The organism is Priestia sp. VA7, assembly GCF_055710015.1.
The window spans coordinates 639,662-665,495 of the sequence record NZ_JBVQPN010000001.1 but is presented as its reverse complement, the minus strand read 5'-3'; the positions used below and the strand labels follow the sequence as shown (position 1 = coordinate 665,495).

Annotated in this window: 26 protein-coding genes; 1 reads left to right on the top strand and 25 read right to left on the bottom strand. The window is 40.5% G+C overall.

Annotated features, from left to right (window positions below):
• The 9 genes from fabD to AC0C45_RS03470 all read right to left on the bottom strand — a co-directional run bounded on the left by fabD (position 1) and on the right by AC0C45_RS03470 (position 10,214).
• Entirely contained in the window at positions 1–945 is a 945-nt protein-coding gene (gene fabD / locus AC0C45_RS03510; protein ID WP_237892915.1) for an ACP S-malonyltransferase, read from the bottom strand.
• 3 nt (positions 946–948) lie between these two features.
• A complete protein-coding gene (gene plsX, locus AC0C45_RS03505) occupies positions 949–1,953 on the bottom strand; it encodes a phosphate acyltransferase PlsX (protein WP_016765417.1) in 1,005 nt (334 codons plus the stop codon).
• Between the two features lie 20 nt (positions 1,954–1,973).
• Positions 1,974–2,537, bottom strand: a complete 564-nt coding sequence (gene fapR, locus AC0C45_RS03500) for a transcription factor FapR (protein WP_013084815.1) — start codon at positions 2,535–2,537, stop codon at positions 1,974–1,976.
• A 501-nt stretch (positions 2,538–3,038) separates the two neighbouring features.
• The gene (gene recG / locus AC0C45_RS03495; protein WP_034649187.1) at positions 3,039–5,087 is read right to left on the bottom strand and encodes an ATP-dependent DNA helicase RecG; all 2,049 of its coding nucleotides are present in this window, start codon (positions 5,085–5,087) and stop codon (positions 3,039–3,041) included.
• Complete coding sequence (sdaAA, locus tag AC0C45_RS03490) at positions 5,080–5,967, bottom strand: L-serine ammonia-lyase, iron-sulfur-dependent, subunit alpha (RefSeq protein WP_013084817.1); 888 nt, start codon at positions 5,965–5,967, stop codon at positions 5,080–5,082. The genes recG and sdaAA overlap by 8 nt, the downstream gene beginning before the upstream one ends.
• A 100-nt stretch (positions 5,968–6,067) precedes the next feature.
• Positions 6,068–6,730: an L-serine ammonia-lyase, iron-sulfur-dependent subunit beta gene (gene sdaAB, locus AC0C45_RS03485; RefSeq protein WP_013058911.1), complete on the bottom strand. Its 663-nt coding sequence runs from the start codon at positions 6,728–6,730 to the stop codon at positions 6,068–6,070.
• A 212-nt stretch (positions 6,731–6,942) separates the two neighbouring features.
• Positions 6,943–7,971 carry a PTS sugar transporter subunit IIC gene (locus AC0C45_RS03480; protein WP_016765419.1) on the bottom strand — a complete coding sequence of 343 codons (1,029 nt, stop codon included), beginning with the start codon at positions 7,969–7,971 and terminating at the stop codon, positions 6,943–6,945.
• A 196-nt stretch (positions 7,972–8,167) separates the two neighbouring features.
• Positions 8,168–9,835 (bottom strand): DAK2 domain-containing protein, encoded by a 1,668-nt coding sequence (locus tag AC0C45_RS03475; protein ID WP_472927901.1) that lies wholly within the window; start codon positions 9,833–9,835, stop codon positions 8,168–8,170.
• A gap of 16 nt (positions 9,836–9,851) precedes the next feature.
• Positions 9,852–10,214 (bottom strand): Asp23/Gls24 family envelope stress response protein, encoded by a 363-nt coding sequence (locus tag AC0C45_RS03470; RefSeq protein WP_013058913.1) that lies wholly within the window; start codon positions 10,212–10,214, stop codon positions 9,852–9,854.
• A gap of 314 nt (positions 10,215–10,528) precedes the next feature.
• Here AC0C45_RS03470 and rpmB point away from each other — a divergent pair, with 314 nt between their 5' ends.
• Positions 10,529–10,717: a 50S ribosomal protein L28 gene (gene rpmB / locus AC0C45_RS03465; protein WP_013058914.1), complete on the top strand. Its 189-nt coding sequence runs from the start codon at positions 10,529–10,531 to the stop codon at positions 10,715–10,717.
• Between the two features lie 57 nt (positions 10,718–10,774).
• On the opposite strand, the gene spoVM is transcribed toward rpmB, so the two are convergent.
• From spoVM to AC0C45_RS03385, 16 genes are all read right to left on the bottom strand, one after another.
• Positions 10,775–10,855 carry a stage V sporulation protein SpoVM gene (gene spoVM, locus AC0C45_RS03460; protein WP_016765421.1) on the bottom strand — a complete coding sequence of 27 codons (81 nt, stop codon included), beginning with the start codon at positions 10,853–10,855 and terminating at the stop codon, positions 10,775–10,777.
• Positions 10,856–10,934: 79 nt separating this feature from the next.
• Entirely contained in the window at positions 10,935–11,582 is a 648-nt protein-coding gene (locus AC0C45_RS03455; protein WP_016765422.1) for a thiamine diphosphokinase, read from the bottom strand.
• A gap of 116 nt (positions 11,583–11,698) precedes the next feature.
• Positions 11,699–12,355, bottom strand: coding sequence for a ribulose-phosphate 3-epimerase (gene rpe / locus AC0C45_RS03450; protein ID WP_013084822.1), 657 nt, complete (start codon positions 12,353–12,355; stop codon positions 11,699–11,701).
• A gap of 2 nt (positions 12,356–12,357) precedes the next feature.
• A complete protein-coding gene (rsgA, locus tag AC0C45_RS03445; RefSeq protein ID WP_013084823.1) occupies positions 12,358–13,239 on the bottom strand; it encodes a ribosome small subunit-dependent GTPase A in 882 nt (293 codons plus the stop codon).
• Positions 13,240–13,252: 13 nt separating this feature from the next.
• The gene (pknB, locus tag AC0C45_RS03440) at positions 13,253–15,298 is read right to left on the bottom strand and encodes a Stk1 family PASTA domain-containing Ser/Thr kinase (protein ID WP_472927977.1); all 2,046 of its coding nucleotides are present in this window, start codon (positions 15,296–15,298) and stop codon (positions 13,253–13,255) included.
• Between the two features lie 5 nt (positions 15,299–15,303).
• Entirely contained in the window at positions 15,304–16,047 is a 744-nt protein-coding gene (locus tag AC0C45_RS03435; protein WP_034649180.1) for a Stp1/IreP family PP2C-type Ser/Thr phosphatase, read from the bottom strand.
• 4 nt (positions 16,048–16,051) lie between these two features.
• Positions 16,052–17,143: a dual-specificity RNA methyltransferase RlmN gene (gene rlmN, locus AC0C45_RS03430; protein WP_034649178.1), complete on the bottom strand. Its 1,092-nt coding sequence runs from the start codon at positions 17,141–17,143 to the stop codon at positions 16,052–16,054.
• Positions 17,144–17,145: 2 nt separating this feature from the next.
• Positions 17,146–18,486 carry a 16S rRNA (cytosine(967)-C(5))-methyltransferase RsmB gene (rsmB, locus tag AC0C45_RS03425; RefSeq protein ID WP_171776648.1) on the bottom strand — a complete coding sequence of 447 codons (1,341 nt, stop codon included), beginning with the start codon at positions 18,484–18,486 and terminating at the stop codon, positions 17,146–17,148.
• Positions 18,479–19,417: a methionyl-tRNA formyltransferase gene (gene fmt, locus AC0C45_RS03420; protein WP_047930795.1), complete on the bottom strand. Its 939-nt coding sequence runs from the start codon at positions 19,415–19,417 to the stop codon at positions 18,479–18,481. Before fmt ends, rsmB begins: the two co-directional genes overlap by 8 nt.
• 10 nt (positions 19,418–19,427) lie before the next feature.
• Entirely contained in the window at positions 19,428–19,901 is a 474-nt protein-coding gene (gene def, locus AC0C45_RS03415) for a peptide deformylase (protein WP_013084828.1), read from the bottom strand.
• Positions 19,902–19,971: 70 nt separating this feature from the next.
• The gene (gene priA / locus AC0C45_RS03410; protein ID WP_237892917.1) at positions 19,972–22,386 is read right to left on the bottom strand and encodes a primosomal protein N'; all 2,415 of its coding nucleotides are present in this window, start codon (positions 22,384–22,386) and stop codon (positions 19,972–19,974) included.
• On the bottom strand, positions 22,383–23,600 hold the full coding sequence (gene coaBC / locus AC0C45_RS03405) for a bifunctional phosphopantothenoylcysteine decarboxylase/phosphopantothenate--cysteine ligase CoaBC (RefSeq protein ID WP_047930797.1): 1,218 nt from the start codon (positions 23,598–23,600) through the stop codon (positions 22,383–22,385). Before coaBC ends, priA begins: the two co-directional genes overlap by 4 nt.
• A gap of 180 nt (positions 23,601–23,780) precedes the next feature.
• Positions 23,781–24,002 (bottom strand): DNA-directed RNA polymerase subunit omega, encoded by a 222-nt coding sequence (rpoZ, locus tag AC0C45_RS03400; RefSeq protein ID WP_013058926.1) that lies wholly within the window; start codon positions 24,000–24,002, stop codon positions 23,781–23,783.
• Between the two features lie 2 nt (positions 24,003–24,004).
• On the bottom strand, positions 24,005–24,619 hold the full coding sequence (gene gmk / locus AC0C45_RS03395; RefSeq protein ID WP_013058927.1) for a guanylate kinase: 615 nt from the start codon (positions 24,617–24,619) through the stop codon (positions 24,005–24,007).
• A gap of 13 nt (positions 24,620–24,632) precedes the next feature.
• A complete protein-coding gene (locus tag AC0C45_RS03390) occupies positions 24,633–24,893 on the bottom strand; it encodes a DUF370 domain-containing protein (RefSeq protein WP_013084831.1) in 261 nt (86 codons plus the stop codon).
• Between the two features lie 46 nt (positions 24,894–24,939).
• Positions 24,940–25,815: a YicC/YloC family endoribonuclease gene (locus AC0C45_RS03385; RefSeq protein ID WP_016765431.1), complete on the bottom strand. Its 876-nt coding sequence runs from the start codon at positions 25,813–25,815 to the stop codon at positions 24,940–24,942.
• Positions 25,816–25,834 lie beyond the last annotated feature (19 nt).

Below are 25,834 nucleotides of genomic sequence, written 5' to 3'. Positions count from 1 at the left end.
TTATTCTCCCCCTTTTAGTGCGTCAATCGTTGATTTTAATGATGTAAGATCATTAACAGCATACACAGCCGCACGGCGATTTACTTTTTTCACAAGACCTGATAATACTTTTCCTGGTCCAATTTCAACAAATGTATCTACACCTTCTGCAAGAAGTGTTTCAACTGTTTCTTCCCATCTCACTGGAGAATACAGTTGTTCCACTAGCTTGTTTTGAATATCTTGACTGTCAGTAACCGGCTTTGCTGTTACGTTTGCTATAACTGGAACCTTCGCATCGCTAAAGCCCACTGTTTCTAGCGTATCACGTAGTTTTTCAGCAGCTGGCTTCATTAAACTAGAGTGGAACGGACCGCTTACCACTAGAGGAATCACGCGTTTTGCCCCTTTTTCTTTGGCAAGAGCTCCAGCTTTTTCTACGCCATTTACCGTACCTGAAATAACAATTTGACCCGGACAGTTAATATTTGCAAGCTGAACAGCGTCGCCTTCGCTTGTAATTTGAGCGGTAACGGCTTCTAAATCTTCCGCTGACATGCCAAGCACTGCTGCCATTGTACCTTGACCTGCTGGTACAGCTTCGTCCATATAGCGACCTCTTTTGTGAACAGCAATCACGGCATCTTTAAACGATAAAACCTCAGCAGCCACAAGCGCACTGTATTCTCCTAGACTGTGACCCGCAACAAAATCGGGTGTAATTCCGCTCGTTTTAAATGCTTCAAGCAGCATTGTACTCGTTGCTAAAAGAGCAGGTTGAGCGTGATAAGTTAAAGTCAATTCTTCTTGAGGCCCTTCAAAAATAATGTTTGAAAGACTGAATCCTAAAGCTTCGTCAGCCATATGAATCAGCTTTTTCGCTTCTTCTGTTCCATCATATAAATCTTTTCCCATACCAACAGTTTGTGACCCTTGGCCTGGAAAGATAAAAGCAATTTTCCCCATTTCTTATCTCTCCTTTTCTTCATTAGCAGTTTGTTCGATTGCTTTTTGAATAGTGGAAGACACATTGTTTTCCACCATATTCACAGCTTGCTTAATCGCGCTAAATACTGCATTCGCATCCGACGAACCGTGCGCTTTGATAACAGGCGCATGCAATCCAAACAGCCCTGCGCCTCCATATTCACTGTAATCCATTTTCGCTTTTAACCCCTGCAGCTGAGGCTTTAGCACTGCTGCAGCTAACTTGCTTTTTAACGTGCTCATTAATTCTTGTTTAATCATAGAAAACAAGGAAAGCGCCGTTCCTTCAATGCTCTTAAGAGTCATATTCCCTGTAAAACCATCTGTTACAACCACATCCGCTACGCCGTTTAGCAAATCACGGGATTCCACGTTGCCTACAAAATTAAGATCAGCATTTTTTAGTAGCTGAAAGGCTTGCTTTGTTAAATCGTTTCCTTTTTTATCCTCAGTTCCAATGTTCAGCAGTCCCACTCTAGGAGCTTGAATGCCGCGTACTTTTTCAGCATACACAGACCCCATCACAGCGTACTGGAGCAAATGTTCAGGCTTGGCATCAACGTTTGCACCAACGTCTAGCATTAAAAACCCTTTTCCATCTAGTGTCGGAAGCGTCGGAGCAAGTGCTGGACGTTCAATGCCTTTGATGCGACCTACAATAAAAAGTCCCGCTGTCATTAACGCCCCTGTATTTCCTGCTGAAATACAAGCGTCAGCACGACCTTCGGCTACTTCATTTGCCATTAATACCATAGATGCTTGTTTTTTGCGGCGCACAGCTCGCACTGGCTCATCAGTTGCATCAATGGTTTCTTCTGTATGAATAATCGAAATACGATCTGAATTTGTTAAATACTTTTTTATTTCTGTTTCGTTTCCAATTAACGTAATATGTAATTCTTTAAATTGAGCAGTAGCTTTTTCTACACCTTCAATAATGGCTTTCGGTGCATGATCTCCGCCCATTGCATCAATAGCTAGTTTCATGTTGCGTCTCATCCTTTTTATTATTTATCCTTTGTAGAACGATACATTTTAAAAGTGCCAGAGAACACTTGCTCTTGCCCTACATAGCTGTTTACCTCAACGGTGGTTCGCACTTCACTAGTTGACAGAACTTTCGCTTTTGCTATCACTCGTTCATGAAGCTTAACAGGGCGATGATAACGGATCGACGCATCTGCTGTGAGCGCTAGTTCATTGTTAATAACAGCGACAGCTAACGAATTAGCTTGCGCAAAAAGGTGGTGACCACGAGCGATTTGATTACGCTGAAACACATGCTCTGTTTTCACATCAAAAATAGATATCGCTGATTGATCTAGTTCAATGTCGATAACTTCTCCAATTACTTCTTCAATCGGAAGCGAACGCACTTCCTCGTCTAGTTGTTTTGAAGCTACATGCTTAATACGTTCTCGCAGTTCAGGAATCGACAACTCTAGGCGGTCTAATCGAATTGTTTGAACGCTCACTGAAAAACGGTCTGCTAGTTCTTCATCCGTAATAAATGGGTTTTCTTCAATTGTCGTTTTTAATAGATGCTGTCTTTCTTTTTTACTGCGCTTCATTGTCCACCATCCGAACTTTTAATACTAGGTACTAATAGCAGTATATAATCATTGCCTTCTAATTGCAACATTTTTCACATGCTGTATTCTGTGCATTGACGTCGTATTAATGGCCACCAGCCGCTAACTCTTTCACACTAAGCCGCTTTTTATCTTTATAGACGAAAAGAGATTGAGACATAACTAGATCACTTCAATCTAAAGATGAACAAATGGGATAAAGGAGCTCGTATAGATTGCTTGTTACACCGCTGCTGATTTCCGTGCAAGACTTCGCTTTCCGTGGCCGGCCCGTGATCCTCCTTGTTCCTTACGCTTCTGTGGGGTCTCATCTATTCCGCTTTCCCCGCAGGAGTGCCTTGCCCTTCACTTAACAGTTAGAAGCACCTACATACCCATCACATACATGAAATCTACGTTCATCATCACAATGAAAAAAATCCGAACGATTGATCGTTCGGATTTTCCTTCAACTAAACTACTTTGTTTCAGTCTCTTTTACTAATCAAATTTTTCTCCAGTCAATACGCCCGTTGCTTCTAATTGTATTCTCAGCAGTGCAAACTGATCTTCTGTCCAAAAGCTGTCGGAATTTACAAGCTTAGCAGCATCTTCTCGAGCTACTTCAAGCGCACGGTAATCGTGCACCATATCGGCTACTTTAAACTCAGGCATCCCGCTTTGTTTTCTACCAAAGAAATCACCAGGCCCACGAAGCTCTAAGTCTCTTTCTGATAATACAAATCCATCGTTTGTTTCCGTCATAATGGTCATTCGTTCTTTTCCAACTTCTGATTTCGGATCTGCGAGCAGAATACAATACGACTGTGCATCTCCTCGCCCTACGCGTCCTCTTAGCTGATGAAGCTGAGATAACCCAAAGCGCTCTGCATCATAAATGACCATCACGGTTGCATTCGGAACGTTCACTCCTACTTCTACAACCGTTGTTGATACTAAAATCTGCACGTCATTTACGCTAAACTGTTTCATCACTTCTTCTTTTTCATCAGCTGACAACCTTCCGTGCATGAGACCAACGCTTGCTTTTCCATTAAAATAGTGAGCGAGTGTTGCATGCACATCAATTGCATTTTGAACATCCAGCTTGTCCGATTCTTCAATCAACGGACAAATAACGTAAGCTTGTCTGCCGTCATGTATTTCTTTTTCAACGAAATGTAAAATACGTTCAAGCATATCATGTTTTACCCAGTATGTTTCAATTGCCTTACGTCCTGCTGGCATTTCATCGATAATGGACACATCCATTTCTCCAAATACCGTAATAGCAAGGGTTCTTGGAATAGGAGTCGCCGTCATAAACAGTACATCCGGACTCTCACCTTTTTCACGTAAAACCCGGCGCTGCCCAACTCCAAAGCGGTGCTGTTCATCCGTAATGACGAGCCCTAAACTACTATATATAACTTCGTCTTGAATTAAGGCATGTGTACCTACTAATACATGAACATCTCCGTTTTTCACTCGCTGAAGCAGCTCTCTTCTTGCTTTTCCTTTAACAGACCCTGTTAGCAAGCCTACGCTGATGCCTACCTTTTCAAGCATCGCAGTCAATGACTCAGCATGCTGTTCAGCTAAAATTTCAGTCGGTACCATTAAAGCACCTTGATGCCCTGCTAAAACAGTGGCGTATAAAGCAACCGCTGCTACGACTGTTTTACCTGAGCCTACATCACCTTGCAGCAAGCGATTCATGCGATAAGGCGATTTCATATCGTGCGTAATTTCGTTTACTACACGTTTTTGAGCGTTTGTTAACGGAAACGGCAGCAGGTTCGTGAAGTTTACCAGCTCAGTTGAATCAAATGCTTGCTTCATTCCAGGCGTTTCTTCTCTTTCGCGCTTTCTAAGCGCCTGCATTTTTAATTGAAAAAGTAGAAATTCTTCATAGACAAATCGACGTCTTGCTTGTTTTAAATCTTCATGATCACGAGGTAAGTGAATACTTCTAACCGCTTCTTCACGCGTTACTAGTTTGTATCTAGAACGAATAGAGGCCGGGAGCATATCCTGAATGCTACTGCCATAATTCTTCAACGCAAGAGAGACGAACTTCCGCATTCCTTTGACCGTTAAGCTGCCTTTAACCGAGTAAACAGGCTCAATCGTTTGATTTTTAACAAACGGAGAAAATTGAAGCTCCTGCAAGTTAAGCGTTTGCCGGTGCTGATCCCATTTCCCCGTAACCGTAACAGTTTGATCGATTTCTAACTTTGATTTATAGTATGGGCGATTAAAACAAGTAACCGTAATCAAATAGCGGTTTACTAGCAGCCGAAACGTAAGGCGCGAACGCTTTTTTCCGTAATACGTAAGCGAGGGGACGCTGTGAACCTTTCCTTCTACGGTGACCTTTTCGTCGTGCTTTGCTTCAGCCAAATCTTTTAACTCATAATCTTCATAGCGGTATGGGAAATGTTCTAACAAGTCATGCACACTATGAATATGCATATCCTCTAATGCTTGTGCTGTTTCCTCTCCAATACCTTTAATGGTTTTAATTGAAATAGTTGTTAGTTCATTCACTTTTATTTAATGCAATACCAAAGATCTTCGCTTCAAGCTCGCGACCTGTTGGTGTTGCCGCTAAGCCTCCTTGTGCAGTTTCTCGTAATGCAACCGGCATTGTTTGACCAATTTTATACATAGCATCAATGACTTCATCACATGGAATACGACTTGTAATGCCTGCTAAGGCCATATCTGCTGCAATCATTGCATTCGCCGCTCCCATTGCGTTTCGTTTCACACATGGAACTTCTACTAGCCCCGCTACTGGGTCACATACTAATCCTAGCATATTTTTGAGAGTAATTGCCATTGCTTCAGCTGCCTGACTCGGTGTACCTCCTGCCATTTCAACAATCGCTGCCGCTGCCATACCTGAAGCTGAACCAACTTCTGCTTGACATCCACCTGCTGCTCCTGAAATAGACGCATTATTGGCTACAACAAACCCAAAAGCACCTGATGTAAATAGAAATTCAATCATTTCTTTACGAGTTGGGTTTAGCTTATGTTGCACTGCAAACAGCGTTCCTGGCACTACTCCAGCAGATCCAGCAGTAGGTGTTGCACAGATTGTCCCCATTGCCGCATTTACTTCGTTTGTCGCTACAGCTTTGCTGACTGCATCTAAAATTAAATTTCCAGATAAAGATTTTCCACTTTGAATATAGTTTTGAAGCAGCACTGCATCTCCGCCTGTTAAACCTGTAACAGACTGTACCCCTTTTAAACCGCGTTCAACCGCTTCTTCCATAACCGTTAAGTTCCGGTCCATTTTTTCCATGATTTCTTCACGAGTAACTCCCGTGATATCTATTTCCTGTTGAATCATAATCTCTGCAATTTTTACATTTTGACTTTCTGCTAATTCTACTAGTTCTGCTACGTTTCGAAACATATAGTAACCTCCGCTATCATTCTGTCTTATTTTCACTTTAGAATCATCTATAATCACTCGGCTCCAGTTATTCTCTCAAGCCGGTCCTATTCGCTCTATCCTACTCAACCATTCTTGTTACTTGAATAATGTGAGGCAATGTTTTTAACTCTTCAATTACATCATCTTCAATATTCGTATCCATTTCAATTGCCATGAGCGCTACTTCTCCGCGCTCTTTGCGAGATACTTCCATATGTCCGATATTAATTGAGTGTTTCATCAAAATATTCGTAACGGTCGCAATGGCACCAAATCGGTCATTATGCACAACGAGAATAGCTGGATTCATGCCTGATAAATTTAATTCAAATCCGTTCAGCTCCGTAATTTGAATTTTTCCTCCACCAATTGAAATTCCAACAACTTCAATTTCCTTTAATCCGTCGCTCATTTTGATGCGAGCAGTATTCGGATGATCTGTGATTGCCGCTTCCTCAACAAATGTGACGTCCATTCCTTCTTTTTTAGCTAAGTCCAAAGATTGCGGAATACGCTGGTCGAACGTATCAAAATCTAAAATACCGCCAATCAGCGCTACGTCTGTTCCGTGCCCTTTATACGTTTGAGCAAAAGAACCGTACAGTGAAACCACAACTTTTGTGGGCTGCTTGCCAAAAAGCGTTCGTGCAACGCGTCCAATACGCGCTGCACCAGCTGTATGTGAGCTAGATGGTCCAATCATTACCGGACCAATAATATCAAAGACAGATTTATATTTCATAAGGATTTTCCCCCTGCTATTTAGACATTGTTATTACTTATATGTTACTTGAGCTTTTGACTTTTTGGAAGCTTTGTTTCACGCTCTTAAAAAATTTAAAAATTCTCATTTTTATTAGGGACTCACGTACAAAAAAAGCGGTGTATTTATCCATAAAAATAAGATAAGCACACCGCTTTTTTTACTATATTATGCAGGAAAAGATGAATTACTTAAGCTGCTTCTTGCTCGGAAGCTACATCGTCTACTGTTTTAATTTTAAAGTTTTTAAAAACAACTGAACCTATAAACCCAGCTAATGCTCCCGCTAGTGCGCAAAGTACTGCACAAATTGTGACCTTCATAGGGTCATTAAACCCAAACATCACTGCAAGTCCTGCGATTGGCGTTGCCGTGCCTGCAGCATCATTTACCAATCCGAACAGAGCCACAACCACACCGGCTAGTGCACCTCCAACAAAGTTTGTAATGTAGATAGGAATCGGATTTGCTGAAATAATATTCGCTTGTGTTAAAGGTTCAACTGCAACTGAAATGGTTGTACGACGATCCCCAATTTTTAATCGATCAAACAGCACATAGTTCATGAAAGAAGAACCAAACACAGCAAGAGCTCCAATCGCCATAGGCAATCCCGTTAACCCTAGCATAGCCGTTAAAGCCATTGAGCTAAGCGGAGCCGTTGCTACTACTGTGATAACTCCGCCTAAAATAATTCCCATTAAAATAGGGCTAGCACTTGTTGTGTCTTTGATAATTCCTCCAATATTTAAAAGCGTCGCATCTACAATAGGTGAGAATGCATTACCAATTAATCTTGTTAAAGGTGCTGCAATTAAGATGTTCCCTAATAAGTCTAGACCAGCAGGTGCCTTTTTCTCAATAAATTTCACTACAAATGCCATGAGGTATCCCGCAAAAAATCCAGGGAGCAAGCCTAGCCCTGAACACACCACCCCCATCATAAGAGCATATACAGGAGATACGCCTAACGCCAAAGCAACTAATGCTGCCGCCGCAACTCCTCCCATTCCTCCTGCAGCCTTTCCAACTTCACCCAGGAATGAAATACCTAGTAAATCTCCTCCTACATATGACTGAAAGGCCTCTACGAGAAACGCAGCTACCGCTCCGCTTGCCAGCGCCCCCATTGCTTTCATGCCATAAGGTGCCTTGTTGCTAAACAACCAAAATAAAAATAAAACTAATAATAATAAACCTGTTCCTTTTAAAATATCCACTGTTGTCTCTCCTCTCATGCTGTTTTCTTTCACATTTGACTTAATCAGTTTTCAAAACTACCATATAAACGGGTTCTTTTCAACTAATATACCTAATATACCGAACAATTACAACAATTAATAATAAAATAGTTCGTATTCAACTTAAAAAACACCAAAAAAGAAGCGCCCCTCGGGAGGGATGCTTCTTTTTTGGCTATTCAATTGCAAAAATGTAAGAATATAAAGGTTGATCTCCTTTATGAAGCTCTACCTCAACTTCTTCAAACGTTTCTTCTACAAAAGATGTTAGCGCTTCAGCTTCATCGTCTGAGACATCCTCTCCTTGAAGAATCGTAAGGATTTCCGCTTCGTCATCAATCATATAAGTCAATAGCTTTTTTGCTGCTTCTAATTTCTCTGAATCTTTTACAACGATTTTCTTTTCGGCAATACCCATAAAATCGCCTTTAGCTAATTCAAGACCATCAATATTTGTATCGCGAACTGCATACGTTACTTGTCCTGTTTTCACGTGCTGTAGAGCTTCAGTCATTACTTCCTCGTTTTCTTTTAAGCTTTGCTGAGGATTAAATGATAGCAGCGCTGTCATTCCTTGAGGAACCGTTTTAGACGGGACAACCGAAACGTGACTGCCGGCAACAGCAGCCGCTTGGTTAGCAGCCATCACAATATTTCCGTTATTAGGTAAAATCAGTACCTGTTCAGCATTTGTTTCTTCAATCGCTTTGACAATATCCTCCGTACTTGGATTCATTGTTTGTCCGCCTTCAATAACAACCGTTGCCCCAAGGCTCTTGAACAATTCAGCAATTCCTTTTCCCATTGACACAGTAACAGTGCCAAAGGGCTGTTTTTCAGCATTTTTTACTGCAGGCTTTTCTTCACCTGAAACAATGCTGCTATGCTGTTCTCTCATGTTTTCAATCTTCATTTTAATTAAACTTCCGTACTGCTGCCCGTAGTTTAACACTTCTCCAGGATGCTCAGCGTGAATATGAACTTTCACGATTTCATTATCAGATACTACAAGCAATGAGTCGCCCCATTTGCTTAAGTCTTGACGAAACGTTTCTTCAGAAAATGTTTTAGCTGCAGGCTTATCCTCTTCCAGCCTTACCATAAATTCTGTACAATAGCCAAATTCAATATCTTCTGTATTCATATAGCTTTGTGCATGCTTATGATGCTCAGCATTTACGAGTTCATTCATCGAAGGAGCTGACATGGGTACACCCGGAAGTTTTTCACCTTTTAATTCAGCTAAAAACCCTTCATAAATTAAAACAAGCCCTTGACCTCCGCTATCCACTACGCCTACTTCTTTTAACACGGGTAAAAGATCTGGCGTGCGATTTAACGAAGCATTAGCTTCCTTAAGTACTTCTTCCATGAACAGAATCATATCAGGTTGCTTTTTAGCAACAGCCGCTGCTTTTTTAGCAGTATCCTTAGCTACTGTTAAAATGGTTCCTTCGATTGGTTTCATAACAGCTTTATAAGCAGTTTCTACCCCAAGCTCAAGAGCTTCAGCAAACTCAACTGTTGTAATCGCTGACTTTTGCTCAACCGATTTCGCAAAACCGCGGAATAATTGAGATAAAATAACTCCTGAATTACCGCGCGCCCCCATCAATAAGCCCTTAGACAAAGCTTGACTCACTTGGCCGATGTGATCAGATAGTTTATTTTTTACTTCTTTAGCACCAGACGTAATCGATAAGTTCATATTTGTTCCAGTATCACCATCTGGTACAGGAAAAACGTTCAGCGCATCTACATAATCTGCATTGTTAGATAGATGCTGGGCTCCTTGAAGCACCATTTCTCTAAACCGCTTTCCGTCCAACGTTGTCATTGACACGAATCTTCCTCCTTAATTAAACGTTCGTTACACGAACACCCTGCACATAAATATTTACTGAATCAACCGTTAAACCAACCGTTTGTTCCAGTGTGTATTTTACTTTTGTTTGCACATTATGAGCAATTTCAGAAATTTTTGTTCCATAGCTTACGATAATGTACATGTCGATATGTACGTCATCCTCTTCTTGTCTTACCACAATACCTCGTGTAAAGTTTTCTTTGCGAAGAATTTCTGTAAGACCATCTTTAAGCTGATTTTTTGAAGCCATTCCCACAATCCCGTAACAATCAACAGCTGCTCCTCCAGCAATTGTTGCAATTACATCTGTAGAGATATCAATTTGACCATACTTCGTTTTCATTTCGATGGACATACTCGTTCCCCTTTCTACTTTCATAGGTTATAAATATTCTACTATAATCAATCTCGTTTTAAAAGAGGCGTCCAGCTTGTCCCTTTTAAAGATGACAGTATTAGGTATCAACTTGTCTTAAAATGAGTAATAGCCCAAGTTATACCTATTTCTACTCTCTATATTATTGAACATAGATTCATTTTATATGTCAAGGAAAATTTCTTGAAAGCTTTTCTCCAGAACTATTGCATTCTCTGTAAGGCTGTGATAAATTAATATAGTATTTCTCAAAACAGAATTGAGTAGTTTTTTTGGTGTTAGGAGGGAAAATCATGGCACGCAAATGTGTAGTAACTGGTAGAAAAGCTCGTTCAGGTAACGCACGTTCTCACGCAATGAACGCTACTAAGCGTAAATGGGGTGCTAACGTTCAAAAAGTACGTATCTTAGTGAACGGTAAACCAAAACGTGTGTACGTTTCAGCTAGAGCCCTTAAGTCTGGTAAAGTTCAACGCGTTTAATCTTTATAATGAAAAAGCACCATATTTTATGGTGCTTCTTTTATTATTCCAGCGTTGTTAATCTTTTTTGAACGAATTAAGCATGACCTTTACGATGCCACCTAAAAACTTTGGAAGTTTGATTGTATAGAATTTCATACTGTCCCTCCTAACCGTCTCCACACTTTATCTCCTTTTAAAGAAAGCCCTATGTCCTGCTCTCATTTTCCATACTTCATCACAAGCAACGTTTATCATTGCTTCTTACCATCATTAATATGCCTTTTGTAAATGAAAAAGTACCTCTTTGTTGAATAAGTTCATTGCTAATACATAAAGTTGAGCCGAGTTCTACTTCATGCTTATTGAGCGGATATTTGAAACCTTCTAGCGTAAGCTCTTTTACACCGCCTGCAAAAGGAACGAATGAAATATAGTGAAACTCCTTTAAACGATCAACATGATAAGTGCCTGGTTCAAACAATTGAATGATATTTTGATTGTCAATCATTTGTACATTCGCTTTCTCTTTTAACCCTTTGTACAGGAGCTGAATGCTTCCAAACATGTGGTCAAGCCTTCCACCTGTTGCTCCAAAGATACAAATACTTTCCGGTTTTTGCCCTATTGCCCACTCAAAAGCAAGTTCCAAATCCGTTGCATCTTTTTCTGCAGGATACAATTCAACATCTTGTAATGCTTCTCTCACTAGCTTAAGCTGTGCATTTGTAATGGAATCAAAATCTCCAAATGCTTTTACGGGCAAAATGTCTTGCTGAAGAAGAAGGAATACGCCGCGGTCTACTCCTACCCACTTTACATCGTTTGACTGGTGCAGGGGCGGCATATGTTCATCCGGTCCCCCTGCTAGAATATGAATTTTCATTATGTATATGCTCCTTTTCTATTAAAAAATGAACGAAATAAATATGTTTTCTTTATCCTAAAAGAAAAAGCTGCTGTGTACAAGTTCTACTCGTTGTACACAGCAGCTTTTATTACTTACGCTTGAACAGTTGTGCGAATTTGACTAATTGCGCCAGCTCGGTCTTCTTGGTTATAAATAGCTGAGCCAGCCACTAAGACATTTGCTCCTGCTTCCACACATTTTCTTGCTGTTTCTTCATTAATTCCTCCATCAACCTCTACTTCAATAGAAAGGTGACGAATTTCAATAAGCTGAGAGATTTGCTCAATTTTCGGCAGTACATTTGGAATGAAGTTTTGCCCTCCAAAGCCTGGGTTCACCGTCATTAATAAAATAAGATCGATATCTTCTAAGATATGCTTTACCACGTCAATTGGCGTTGCAGGATTTAAAGCAACGCCTGCTTTCATGCCGTGTTCTTTGATTAATTGAATGGTGCGGTGCAAATGAGTACACGCTTCAGCATGTACCGTTAAAATATCAGCACCTGCCTTTGCAAACATTGGAACGTATTGATCTGGGTTTTCAATCATTAAATGCACATCTAATGGCAGTGTTGTGACAGGGCGTACAGCCTCAACGATAAGCGGTCCAATTGTAATATTAGGAACAAAATGGCCATCCATAACGTCGATATGGATGTAGTCTGCTCCACCTGCTTCAACTTCACGAATTTCTTCAGCAAGCTTTGAAAAATTGGCAGATAAAATGGAAGGTGCGATTTTTGTCATTTTTAATACCTCGGCTTTCTTTGCTTAATTTCCTCAATAAATTGCAAGTAATGTTCGTAGCGATAACTCGGAATTTCTTTTTGTTCGTATGCTTCTTTCACCGCACATTTCGGTTCTTTCACATGCAAACAACCTCGAAATTTACACTGTTCACTCAAACGCGACATTTCAGGAAAACAATGGGTTAACTCTTCTACTTCTAACGTTAAAAATTCCAGTGAGCTAAAGCCTGGCGTATCGGCTACTAAACCTTCACCAAACGAAATCAGTTCTACATGACGTGTTGTATGCTTTCCTCTTCCAAGTGACATTGAAATATCATTTGTCTTTAACTCAAGCTCTGGTTTAAGTGTATTTAACAATGAAGATTTACCTACACCTGACTGTCCGGCAATAACCGTTACGCGATCTTCAAATAACGGCTGAATTTGTTCCATGCCTTTTTCTGTGACTGTCGACGTTAAAATGACCTCATATCCTATTTTACGATATTCTTCGGCATATTGCTCGATTTCTTGCTTTTGCTGCTGTGATAAAAGATCTACTTTTGAAATACAAATAATAGGTTCAATATGATTAGACTCCACTAACACTAAAAATCGGTCAAGAAGCATCGTGCTAAAATCAGGTTCAATCGCTGAAAAAACAAGCAGCGCCTGATCAACATTTGAAATTGGGGGACGAACTAATTCATTTTTACGTTCTTTAATTTCAAGTATATATCCTTCAAGCTTATTTTCTGCCTGAAATACTACATTGTCACCGACTAAAGGCGTTACTTTCTTTTTACGAAAAACACCTCGTCCTCGACATTGCGTTACTTGTCCGTCATGAAGAACATAATAAAATCCGCTAAGGGATTTAATAATTCTTCCTTCTGGCATAACCTCACTCCTATCACTCTGGATATTCAACGTCTTTTTCTTCAATAACTTCCCCGTCTCGGACAATTTTATAAGACGCTTTTTCATTTTCATCAACTAAAACATCGAACGATTCTTTTGTTGTTTCAGTAATCGTTAGTTCTTTAGCAGGAACGGACATATCGTTATCTGCATCTTCGATATAAATTTGTACTTTTTGCGGCTTTGGCTTTTCCTCTTCTGTTCCGATGGCATCGCCTGTTTCCGTTGCGTCGCCTTGTTCCGTGCTTGCTTCGGTGTCAGTCTCTTCTTTATACGGAATAGTCACATCCACTGATACCGTTTGAGGAGCTTTTGGCTCCTTGCCCATTGAGACCGTAATGGTGAGCTTATCACCTTGCTCGATACTCTGCTCCGCTGCAGGCTTTTGAGACATCACAAGACCTTTTTCAACAGTGTCGGAATACGCTGTTTTTACATCCACTTCAATATCTTCATCTGATGCATAATCTTTTACGCTTTTTTCCGTCCAGCCCGAGAAATCCTTTAATGTAATCTTCGGCGGCCCCTTACTTACCCATAGCGTAACCGTTGTATCCTCCGGCACGACTTGTTCGGTTTCTTTAGGCGTCTGATCTGTAATATTGCCTTTTGGTTCTGTGCTTTCAACTTCGATGGATTGGATATCTTTATAATTCTGCTTTTCTAACAGACTTTTTACTTCCGTAAAGCTTCTTCCAATGTACCGGTTAAATGCTTCTTTTTTCTTTCCTGTACTTCGATAAATAATGACATTAGATCCTTCTTTGATAACGTCTCCCGCTTCTGGCATCGTTTTAACCACGTCGCCTTCTTCCACCTCATTATCGGATATATCTTTAGGATTCTTCACTTTAAAGCCTAAAGAAACTAAATCGGTTACTGCTGATTCATAATCTTGATTATGTAAATCAGGAACCTTTACGTCTTTTGGCAGTAATAAAGCCGGAATAAATGTAACGGCGGCTACGCTAGCAGCTGCCAGCAGCAAAAAAATTAAAACAAGCGTTACAATCAGCTTGCTTTTGCCTTTTTTCTTTTTCTTCTTTTTTTTCTTCGGCTTTAACTCTTCTTCCTCTTGTTCTTCGCGCTCTAAGTGAGGAGGTTTTCTCACAGGTACGTGCGTTTCTTCGGATTCAACAAAATCCTCCTTAATAACTGGAATGGCTTTTGTCACTTCTTCATCATCAGGCACCGTAAACCTTTGTTCATTATAACGATTTGGATGAACAGCAGACTGTAAATCCGCTTCGAGTTCTTCGACGGAACTGTATCGGTAAAATGGATCTTTAGTTGTTGCTTTTAATACAACATTCTCCACGCTTTGAGGGATAGATGGATTCCATCTTTTTGGAGAAGGTGTTTCTGTCTGTAAATGTTTTAATGCAATTGACACAGCCGATTCCCCAGAAAAAGGGACTCGACCCGTTAGCAATTCAAATAGGACGATGCCAAGCGAATAGATATCAGAACGCTTATTCGCAAGCCCTCCCCGTGCCTGTTCAGGAGATAAATAATGAACAGAGCCCAAAACAGAATTAGTATGCGTAATGGTTGTAGAACTTAGTGCTACGGCAATGCCGAAGTCAGTAACTTTAATGGTATCATCATGATCAATTAAAATATTTTGAGGCTTAATATCCCGATGAATAATTCCGTACTGATGAGCATGGGCAATAGCTGATGTAATCTGCGTCATAATATGTATGGCTTTATCAAGAGATAGTGGTGATTCTTGCAGAATGTATTGCTTTAATGTCATACCCGGTACATATTCCATGATGATATAATAAATATCTTCTTCTTCTCCAACATCATAAATACTGACAATATTAGGATGAGCAATACTCGTAGCAGATTGTGCTTCTCGATGGAAACGCTTTATAAACGCATCGTCACTTGCAAAGTCTAAACGAAGCACTTTAATTGCCACATCACGATCCAAAATCATGTCGCGACCTAAATAGACGTTTGCCATTCCGCCTCCACCAATTACTTGCAATACCTTATAACGGTCGTTTAGCCGTCTACCTATTAGCAACACTCTCACCCACTTTCAGATGTAAAGTCCACAATTGCAAGTGTAATATTGTCTTCTCCACCAAGCTCATTTGCTAATTGAATCAGGCTCGTACCCTTTTCGTGAAGTGATGAACTTGTTGATAACGTTTCGTTCAGCTTTTGTTCCGTTACCTTATTTGTCAGTCCATCTGAACATAATAATAATCGATCTTCTTTTTCCACTTCAATTGTTTTTACATCTAAACTAACATTTTCTTCGGTACCTAGTGCTCGCAATAAGATATTTTTTCGTGGATGATGCTCGGCATCTTCTTTTGTGATTTGACCATTTTTTACGAGTTCATTCACAAGGGAATGATCTTCTGTTACTTGTTGAAATCCATATTCATTGGAAATATAGCATCTGCTGTCTCCTATATTACCAATCGCACAAAACGTATCGGCGCATAAAGCAAGTACAACTGTTGTACCCATCCCTTTACACTCTTCATGCTCCTGAGCATACTGATAAATATCTTGATTAATTTGCGAAACATGCGTACGAATCCACTGCGTCGCCTCATCAGGAGACGTTACTTTGTCCGCTTCTGCCCACGCTATTTGCAATTTTTGAACCGCCATCTCACTGGCGACGTCGCCAGCTCGATGACCTCCCATACCATCAGCCACAATTGCAAGCAGCTGATTGTGTTGGTTCAAAAACACCCCTCCGTTATCTTCATTGTGTTGTCTAACTCTCCCTCGGTCTGTCATGAAGACAGTTGCCATACAATCACCTCGTCTCTTCTTTACGCTCCTTCGCACGTAATTGGCCACAAGCTGCATCGATATCATGACCTTGCTCACGTCGAATAGTCACGTTAACGCCACGCTTTTTAAGCGTACGTTCAAATGCAAAAATCTGTTCACGTGGTGTACGAACATAATCACGCTCAGGCACATAGTTTACCGGAATCAAGTTCACGTGGCATTTCACGTCTTTAATCAAATCCGCTAATTCCTCGGCATGCTCTACTTGATCGTTTACTCCTCCGAATAGACCATACTCAAAGCTAATACGTCTTCCCGTTTTATCCGTATAATATTTAATGGCTTCCATCAAATCAGGAAGTTTGTACGCACGGTTAATCGGCATTAAGCGTGAGCGGATGTCATTGTTTGGAGCGTGAAGTGAAATCGCAAAATTGATTTGCATTTTTTCATCAGCAAACTTATAGATTTTCGGAATGATTCCACTTGTCGATACTGTGATATGACGTGCACCAATATTTAATCCATCATCACTGTTAATTGTTTTTAAGAAGCGCATCATTTCATCATAGTTATCAAATGGCTCCCCAATACCCATAATTACGACAGAGCTCACGCGTTCTCCTTGTTCATCTAGCGCTTTTTGTACTTTTACTACTTGCGCTACGATTTCTCCAGCTTCTAAGTTACGCTTTAAACCGCCAAGAGTAGACGCACAGAACGTACAGCCAATGCGACATCCAACTTGAGTCGTTACGCAGACAGAATTTCCGTATTCATGACGCATAAGCACTGTTTCAATCGTATAACCGTCATGGAGTTCGAATAAAAACTTCATCGTGCCGTCCCCAGACGTTTGCTGAACGACTGTTTTTAATGTCGTTAATGCAAATTTGTCTTTTAATTGTTCACGTAACCCTTTAGATAAGTTTGACATATCGTCAAAGTCCGTTACGCGTTTAACATATAACCAGTCAAAAATTTGTTTAGCACGGAACTTCTTATCTCCGTGTTCTACTAACCAATTTTCTAGGTCGTTCATTTCTAATGAATAAATAGATGGTTTTTGCGCTTTTTCTTCTGCTTTTGCTTTTCTTTTAGCTACTTCTTCCATTTTTACACCTTCTTCTGTAAACATGCAATATAAAACCCATCGCTTTGTGCATCTGGCAGCAATTGAATTTCACCATGTTTTACGTTTTGTTTAAGCTTTTGCGGCATGCGTGCAGCGAGTGTTTCATCTTTTTGAAAATCAGCATGATCTGCTAAAAATGCTGCTACAACATCCCCATTTTCATCCCGGTCAATTGTACATGTACTATATACAAGGGTCCCACCTTTTTTTAATAAAGGCGCAACCGCATTTAAAATATCTTGTTGAATACGCGCCAGCTGCTTTACATCTTGCTCAGTTTTTGTATATTTCAAATCAGGTTTACGTCTCATTACACCAAAACCTGAGCACGGAGCATCTACTAAGATGCGGTCAAACATTTCTTTATCAAACTGTTCGCCTGCTTTGCGGCTGTCTTGAACCGTCGGCTCAATATTGGTAAGGTGCAGACGCTCTGCCTGTTGGGCAATCAGCTTTACTTTATGGTCATGAATGTCCAAGGAAATAACTTTACCACTGTTTCTAAGCTGCTCTGCAATATGAGTTGATTTTCCTCCCGGTGCAGCACAGCTATCTAAAATTAGCTCTTCTGCCTCTGCACCGAGCGCATGAGCCACTAACATAGAGCTTTCATCTTGAACGGTAAACATTCCTTCACGAAATGCTTGTGTATGAGCTGCATTTCCTTTTTGAACTTCTAGCGCTTCTTCTACAAAATGGCCTGGTTCTACAACAATACCTTCTTTTTCTAGCGCTTCTTTTACTTCATTTTGCGTAAAGCGTGCACTGTTTACTCGGATTGTTTGTTTAGGGGCCATTAAATTAGCTAAACAGATTCCGCGTGTTTTGTCCAATCCATATTGTTCCACCCAGCGTTTTACAAGCCACAATGGATGACTCGTTTCAATCGCCAAGCGCTCCACAGGATTTTGTATTTCATCTAAAGAAGGCGTGCCGCTGCGCTGGATATTTCGTAAAACGCCGTTTACCATTGAGGCAATTCCTTTGTGACCGCGTTTTTTGGCAATTTCTACTGCTTCATGGAGGATTGCCCGGTCAGGCACTCGGTCTAAATATACCATTTGGTAAAGTGATAAACGAAGCAGCACTCGCACCCAAGGCTGAAGCTTTTTTGGATTTTTCAAGAAAGGCGCTAACCCGTAATCTAACGTATCACGTCTTTGAATCGTTCCATACACAATTTCCGTTAACAACCCTGCATCTTTTCCTTGAATACCCCGTTTTTGTATGCTGTTATTTAACAATAGATTGCTGAATGCCTGATTTTTTTCAATAGCTAGTAAAATATCTAAAGCTATGTCTCGAACGTTATACTTACTCATTGACATCCCCTAATACTGTTCCGACTTCCACGGATGTACCTCGTAAATACTGCGCTGCATCCATACGTTTTTTTCCAGCCGGCTGAAGTTCCGTCACTTTAATAGCTGTTTCATTTCCAGTTGCTACTATAAATCCGTCCTCTTCAAGTGATAAAACGGTACCCGGTTTGCCTGATGCGGATACTTTTTCTCCCCACCAAATTTTCATGACCTGACCGTCTGCTGTTGTATAAGCAACGGGCCAAGGATGAAGTCCGCGGATATGGTTATAAATTTCTTCTCCTGTACGGGCCCAATCAATTTTCTCTTGTTCACGCTTAATGTTAGAAGCAAATGTCGCTTCGTCATCGTTTTGTTTAACCGGCGTAATTTCACCTTTTAAAAGAGAAGGAATGGTTTCTGAAAGCAATTTTGCACCAGCAGCGCTGAGTTTATCATGAAGTGTGCCAACGTGATCACGTTCTTCAATCGGAACTTCTACTTGTGTTAAGATATCACCTGCATCTAATTTTTCTACCATATACATAATTGTAACACCAGTTTTCGGCTTACCTTGTAGAATTGAATAATGAATCGGCGCGCCTCCGCGCAGTTCAGGTAACAGAGAAGCATGCACGTTAATACAGCCGTATTTAGGCGCTTCTAAAATAGGGGTTGGTAAAATTTGACCAAAAGCCGCTGTTACAATTAGGTCAGGCTCATACGCTAACACTTGCTGATATTCTTCTTCTAAACGAATCTTTTCTGGCTGCAGTACAGGTATTTCATGCTTTAACGCCTCAACTTTTACAGGAGGAGGTGTTAATACGCGCTTGCGTCCTTTTGGTCGGTCCGGCTGTGTAACCACTGCGACCACTTCATATCCATCTTTAAGTAATGTTTGTAAAACCGGCACTGAAAAATCCGGCGTTCCCATAAATACGACTTTCATCGTGTAAAACCTACCCTTCTAGTTCATCCTCTTCGTAATACTTTGTTACTTTTTCCGTGAACAATACACCGTGTAAATGATCAATTTCATGTTGAATTGCTCGTGCTAAAAAACCTTTTGCCTCTATAAAATAAGGTTTTCCTTTACGATTTTGCGCACGTACTTTCACATAATCAGCTCGAGCCACGTCACCAAAAAGGCCCGGAAAACTTAGGCAGCCTTCTGGACCGATTTGTTCGCCTCGTTGCTCAATAATTACCGGATTAATTAGTTCAATTTTACCGTGTCGGTCATCCACGTCTACCACTGCCACTTGCTGCAGAACTCCTACTTGAGGAGCAGCTAGACCCACACCGTCTGCTTCAAGCATTAAATCATACATGCCGTTTAGTAATTTCGCTAATTTATTATCAAAGTTTTTAACGACTTCACATTCTTGTTCAAGTACTTCATTAGGATGGTAAACAAGCTTAAGCTTAGCCAAATAGGCACCTCCTTTATCCTTTCTATTTATATCCAAAAAGCTTCTTCTTTAACGCCATCAAGACGACTAGTTACATCATCGAGTATGGATTCAAATCAATAGTGATCGTTAAATTCTCCTTCTGCATTTCCGCTTGATAACGTTCTAATATATATTTCAACAGCGGAATCAGGCTTGGTTCCAGCTTGTATTTTAACATGCATTGATAGCGATATCTATCTTTTATCTTAGCAATCGGAGATGCGACTGGCCCTAAGATCGTTGTTTGCGGCGAAAGTTTCTGACGCAGATACTGCGAAATTTTGTCTGTAACAGACACCACTTTTGCAATATTTTCATGAGATACCGTTACAAGCGCCAAGTAAAAGAAAGGGGGGTATTTGTGCATTTTACGAATTTCCATCTCGTGCTTATAAAACGCATCGTAATCATGCTGACTCGCAAGTTGAATGCTGTAGTGTTCAGGCGTGTACGTTTGAATCACTACTTCTCCTGGAAGTTTGTGGCGTCCTGCTCTTCCGCTTACTTGTGTTAAAAGCTGAAACGTTTTTTCAGATGCACGAAAGTCAGGTAAATTCAGCATCGTATCTGCTGTTAAAACGCCTACAAGCGTGACGTTTGGAAAGTCTAGTCCTTTCGCAATCATCTGCGTCCCTAGTAAAATTTGCGCTTCTCCACTTGCAAACTTGTTCAGGAGCTTTTCATGGGCGCCTTTTCGGCTTGTCGTATCAACATCCATTCGAACAACTCTAGCCTCGGGCAGCACTTTTGTTAATTCTTCTTCCACTTTTTGTGTACCAGACCCGAAAAAGCGGATATGTTCGCTGTGGCATTCTGGGCACTCAGTGTGCACATGTTCTTCGTGTCCGCAATAATGGCATTTTAATTTATTTTGATAGCGGTGATACGTTAGTGAAATTTCACAGTGCTCACATGTCGGAACGTAACCGCAGTCTCTGCACATAACAAAAGAAGAATGACCTCTTTTATTTAAAAATAAAACGATTTGCTCCCCTTTTTCCAAACGGTCTTTCATCTTTTCAAACAGCATAGTTGAAAACATAGAGCGGTTGCCGCTGCGAAGCTCTTCTCTCATATCAACGATATCCACCGAAGGCATTGATGACTTATTCATTCTTTGCTTTAACGTCAGTAGCTTATACACACCTTTTTGCGCTCTTGCAAAGGACTCAAGCGTTGGTGTTGCACTTCCTAAAATGACTGGACACTGATGATGCTGCCCTCGGTAAATAGCTACATCTCTTGCATGATAACGGGGGTTTTCTTCTTGTTTATAACTCGTCTCATGTTCTTCATCGATAATAAGAAGGCCCAAATTTTCAAATGGAGCAAATACAGCAGAGCGGGCCCCTACTACAACGGATACTTCTTTTCGCTGAATTTTTCGCCATTCATCGTATTTTTCCCCAGTAGACAAGCCGCTATGAAGTACAGCAACTTTTGAGCCGAATCGCTCTTTAAAACGCTTGACCATCTGAGGGGTAAGTGAAATCTCCGGAACAAGCATAATCGCTTCTTTCCCTTTTTTTAGCACTTGATCAATTGATTGGAGATACACTTCTGTTTTTCCGCTTCCGGTTACTCCGTACATTAAAAACACATCGTGAAGATTTTCTTCGATGTCCTGCAGAATCGGTGCGATTGCCTCAGCTTGTTCATCGGTCAATTGAAACGGCTTTGATGGTGTAAAGTATCGATCTTGATAAGGATCACGGTATATTTCAATTTCCGTTTCCGCTAAGAGTCCTTTGTTAATCAGCGCTTTTATAGGAGCGGGGGTAATCTGCAAATCTTCCGCTATTTCTTTTATAGCTACTTCTTCATTTCGATTCAACATAAAAGACAGCACTTGTTTTTGCTTTTCTGCCTGCTTATTTAACTCGCTCATAAACTGCTGAATTTCTTCAAGGCTTTGATTCAGTTTTACGCCTTTTGCCGTTTTTTTGTTTCCTTTGTTTTTCACGACGTAGACGACTTCAATTAGACCTTTTTGAATATCACGGTGAAAAGCAGGAGCAGCGGCTGTTTTTTCTACTTCACTCCACTTCAGCGAGGATCTTGACTGAAAAAACGGCTTTACTTGCTCATGAAGCTGTTCGTATGCCTCTTTTGAAAGGAGTGACAGTTCTTTATCATATTTTGCTTTCATCGCCGCAGGCAGCATGACTTGAAAAGCCGATATCATAAAACAAAGCGTTTTTTCGGTTAGCCAGTGCCCAATCTCTAACAGTTCGGGAGTCAGAACCGGCGTTAAATCAAGCAAGTCAGCGATTGGTTTAACACGCTTAACTTCAGCCTCTTCTTTAAGAGCCACCACAAACCCTTGAACTTTTCTAGGACCAAACGGAACGACAACTCGCATACCTGGAACAATAATCCCTTTCCATTTGTCGGGAATAGCGTAGTCAAAAGCTCGATCTGTTTGCTTAGCAGCCACGTCCACAATTACACTAGCTACATTCATTTTTTCAGCCCTTCTAACATTTCCTTCACTTCTTTTAACACCTCGGTAGCTACATCGTGTTTTGAAAGAATGGGAAGTTCTTTAGACTCTCCGCTTCGCTTATAGAGCGTTACAATATTTGTATCCGTCCCAAAACCTGCTCCTTCTGTCGTCACGTTATTGGCTACAATCATATCCAAGTTTTTAGATGCAAGTTTCTTTTGTGCATATTCATCCACTTGTTCTGTTTCTGCTGCAAAGCCGACTAAAAGCTGGTGTTCTTTTCGCTCTCCAAGCGTGCGTAAAATATCTGTTGTTCTCTCTAGCTCTAGTACTGCTTCACCAGGCTGCTTTTTCATCTTTTGATCAAACACATGCTTTGGTCGATAATCTGCCACTGCGGCTGATTTAATGACAACATCTGCTTCATGATAGCGCTGCATAACAGCTTCAAGCATCTGCTGCGCACTTTCAATTTGAACAACCTGAACCCCTTTTGGATACTCTAAATTCGTCGGTCCCGTTACAAGTGTTACCGATGCACCTAACTTAGCAGCTTGTTCTGCAAGGGCATAGCCCATTTTCCCGGTAGAGCGATTGGTGAAAAATCGGACGGGATCAATGCGTTCTACCGTAGGTCCTGCTGTAACTAATACATTAATACCTTCAAGGATCTTTTGTGTATCTGATACTTTGGAAAAATAAGAGCTGATTAGTGAAACAATTGTTTCTGGCTCTTCAAGGCGACCTTTTCCTACATAACCGCATGCCAAATACCCTTCTCCTGGTTCTACAAATGAGTAACCAAATGATGAAAGAGTGCTCATATTTTTTTTAACAGCGGGATGATCGTACATATGAACATTCATTGCAGGCGCAATCCACACAGGTGCAGTAGCGGCCAGCAGCGTTGTGGAAATCATATCATCTGCAAGACCATTTGCTATTTTCCCTATCATATTTGCCGTAGCAGGAGCTACTAAAATTAAATCAGGCCAATCTGCTAAATCAATATGTGCAATTACAGATGGATCTTTTTCATCAAACGTATCTGTATAAACTGGGTTTCGAGACAGAGCTTGAAACGTAAGCGGCGTTACGAACTCGCATGCTGAAGCAGTCATCATTACTTTAACTTCCGCTCCCGCTTGTACTAATTTACTTGTTAAAGCTGCGGCTTTATATACGGCGATTCCGCCGCTAACACATAATAAAATTCGTTTTCCCTTCATCATTATGCCCCCATCTATTTATCCCGCTCAACCAGCATCCGCTTGTTTAATCGGGTAACTATCTAAAGCTTTTCAATTCAATTATTATACCATTTTTGTAGTGAGACATTCACTATCCTGCTTGAACAGAGATAAAAGCATCAAAAAAATAACAACCTATGAAGTAGGTTGTTATTTTTTCACTTACTGATGTTTAGAATCTTCTTCTGCTACACCTTGCTTATAGCTTAATTGTTCAGCATTAATTTCTTCTAGAGCACAGCCTACAAACTTATAAGAAACCGGCTTTTCAATCGGCGTATCGTTGTGAAGCTGTAATTGACGTGCACGTTTTGCAGCTACTGTCACAAGCGTGTACTTAGAATCTAATTTTTCCATTAGAGAATCAATTGATGGATAAAGCATGTTTATTCTACCTCCAGCATTCTTTTATAGCGCGCAGAAATACGATCACGACGGCAGTGTTCAGCCGTTACGATAGCACGGATGCGAGCACAAGCATTTTCTACTTTGTCATTTTCTACAACATAATCGTAGGCGTCCATAAGTTCAATTTCTTCTTTTGCCACGCGCATACGGTTATTGATTAAATCTTCTGTTTCAGTACCGCGGTTTACGATACGACTTTTAAGCTCTGATAAACTCGGCGGTGCCAAGAAGATGAACAAACCTTCTGGAAATGCTTCTTTCACTTGAAGAGCACCTTGTACTTCAATTTCTAGAAATACGTCTTTTCCTTCAGATAACGTTTGTTCTACATAATCAACCGGGGTACCGTAGTAGTTACCTACGTATTCAGCCCACTCTAATAACTTCTTGTTTTCAATCATGCGCTCAAACTCTTCGCGTGGTTTGAAGAAATAGTCAACGCCGTCTACTTCACCTTCGCGGGGCTTTCTTGTTGTTGCAGAGATAGAATACTGCAATTTAATGTCTTCTTGCTCAAACAATGCTTTTCGTACCGTTCCTTTTCCAACACCTGATGGTCCGGAAAGAACAATTAATAAACCTCTTTCAATCATCGGTTCAAGTGACCTACCCTTCTAATAATTCTTCTTTGTTTATAAGTCGCTGTGACACAGTTTCTGGCTGTACAGGAGCTAAAATAACATGATCGCTATCCATAACAATAACAGATCGTGTTTTACGTCCTTGCGTTGCATCTATTAAAGAGCCTCGATCTTTTGCATCTTGAATAATGCGTTTGATTGGAGCTGATTCAGGATGAACGACAGAGATTATACGATTAGAAGAAATAAAATTTCCAAATCCAACGTTCACTAATTTACCGCTCATAAGAAGCCTCCTGCTATACCAATATAATCTTTATCTTACACGAAGGCTATTCAATATTTTGAACCTGCTCTTTTATGCGTTCTAATTGTGCTTTCATACTAATAACATACTGAGCAATAGTACCATTGTTTGCCTTCGCACCAATTGTATTCATTTCACGATTCAGCTCTTGAACAAGAAAATCCAGCTTGCGTCCTACTGAATCAGGTGTATTTAATGCTTGAATAAATTGTGAAACATGGCTTTGAATTCGCGTAAGTTCTTCGCTAATATCTGCTTTTTCAGCAAAAATAGCTACTTCAGTCAGCACTCGCTGCTCATCGAAAGTACCTTCTAAATAGTCGCTCAGCTTTCTTTTAATACGCTCGCGATATTGTTCAGCAACTTCAGGAGCAAGCTGTGTAATTTTTTCGCGAATGTCTTGAATGTCCTGTAAGTACCCCATTAAATCGTGATACAGCTCTGATCCCTCTCGTTTCCGCATATCCACTAACTGATGCACAGCAGCTTCAACAGCTTCAAAGATTGCACCATGAATACTCGTCTGATCAGCTTCTTCTTCATAAGTTGTCATCACTTCAGGCATGTGTAAAATGTCTTGAATTTGAACAGATTGTGACAGTCCATGCTTTTCTTTTACTTGCTGCAACGCATGCATGTATTCATCAAGCAGCTGCCAATCCGTCTGGAGTTTCTTTTTTGCCATTTCTTCACCTGAAATAGTAACAAATACTTCTACTCTACCACGTTTTATGTATGTTTGAACGATTTTTTTTATTTTATCTTCAATTTCAATTAATTGTCTTGGCATACGAATAACAATTTCACAAAAACGATGATTAACAGACTTCATTTCGACTGTTACTGATCGATTTTCCACTTCCGCTTTTCCGCGGCCAAAACCAGTCATACTTTTTATCATTATCATCACATCCACTATG

Excerpts from the sequence above, each read along its gene's own strand:
- priA (WP_237892917.1), bottom strand. The coding sequence starts at position 22,386 with ATGAATGTAGCTAGTGTAATTGTGGACGTGGCTGCTAAGCAAACAGAT.
- rpe (WP_013084822.1), bottom strand. The coding sequence starts at position 12,355 with ATGACAAAAATCGCACCTTCCATTTTATCTGCCAATTTTTCAAAGCTT.
- rpmB (WP_013058914.1), top strand. The coding sequence starts at position 10,529 with ATGGCACGCAAATGTGTAGTAACTGGTAGAAAAGCTCGTTCAGGTAAC.
- fmt (WP_047930795.1), bottom strand. The coding sequence starts at position 19,417 with ATGAAAGTCGTATTTATGGGAACGCCGGATTTTTCAGTGCCGGTTTTA.
- rsgA (WP_013084823.1), bottom strand. The coding sequence starts at position 13,239 with ATGCCAGAAGGAAGAATTATTAAATCCCTTAGCGGATTTTATTATGTT.
- gmk (WP_013058927.1), bottom strand. The coding sequence starts at position 24,619 with ATGATTGAAAGAGGTTTATTAATTGTTCTTTCCGGACCATCAGGTGTT.
- AC0C45_RS03390 (WP_013084831.1), bottom strand. The coding sequence starts at position 24,893 with ATGAGCGGTAAATTAGTGAACGTTGGATTTGGAAATTTTATTTCTTCT.
- AC0C45_RS03470 (WP_013058913.1), bottom strand. The coding sequence starts at position 10,214 with ATGTCCATCGAAATGAAAACGAAGTATGGTCAAATTGATATCTCTACA.
- rsmB (WP_171776648.1), bottom strand. The coding sequence starts at position 18,486 with ATGAGTAAGTATAACGTTCGAGACATAGCTTTAGATATTTTACTAGCT.
- AC0C45_RS03455 (WP_016765422.1), bottom strand. The coding sequence starts at position 11,582 with ATGAAAATTCATATTCTAGCAGGGGGACCGGATGAACATATGCCGCCC.
- AC0C45_RS03385 (WP_016765431.1), bottom strand. The coding sequence starts at position 25,815 with ATGATAAAAAGTATGACTGGTTTTGGCCGCGGAAAAGCGGAAGTGGAA.
- fabD (WP_237892915.1), bottom strand. The coding sequence starts at position 945 with ATGGGGAAAATTGCTTTTATCTTTCCAGGCCAAGGGTCACAAACTGTT.
- fapR (WP_013084815.1), bottom strand. The coding sequence starts at position 2,537 with ATGAAGCGCAGTAAAAAAGAAAGACAGCATCTATTAAAAACGACAATT.
- rpoZ (WP_013058926.1), bottom strand. The coding sequence starts at position 24,002 with ATGCTTTATCCATCAATTGATTCTCTAATGGAAAAATTAGATTCTAAG.
- sdaAA (WP_013084817.1), bottom strand. The coding sequence starts at position 5,967 with ATGTTTCGAAACGTAGCAGAACTAGTAGAATTAGCAGAAAGTCAAAAT.
- spoVM (WP_016765421.1), bottom strand. The coding sequence starts at position 10,855 with ATGAAATTCTATACAATCAAACTTCCAAAGTTTTTAGGTGGCATCGTA.
- plsX (WP_016765417.1), bottom strand. The coding sequence starts at position 1,953 with ATGAAACTAGCTATTGATGCAATGGGCGGAGATCATGCACCGAAAGCC.
- AC0C45_RS03435 (WP_034649180.1), bottom strand. The coding sequence starts at position 16,047 with ATGGCAACTGTCTTCATGACAGACCGAGGGAGAGTTAGACAACACAAT.
- rlmN (WP_034649178.1), bottom strand. The coding sequence starts at position 17,143 with ATGGAAGAAGTAGCTAAAAGAAAAGCAAAAGCAGAAGAAAAAGCGCAA.
- coaBC (WP_047930797.1), bottom strand. The coding sequence starts at position 23,600 with ATGATGAAGGGAAAACGAATTTTATTATGTGTTAGCGGCGGAATCGCC.
- sdaAB (WP_013058911.1), bottom strand. The coding sequence starts at position 6,730 with ATGAAATATAAATCTGTCTTTGATATTATTGGTCCGGTAATGATTGGA.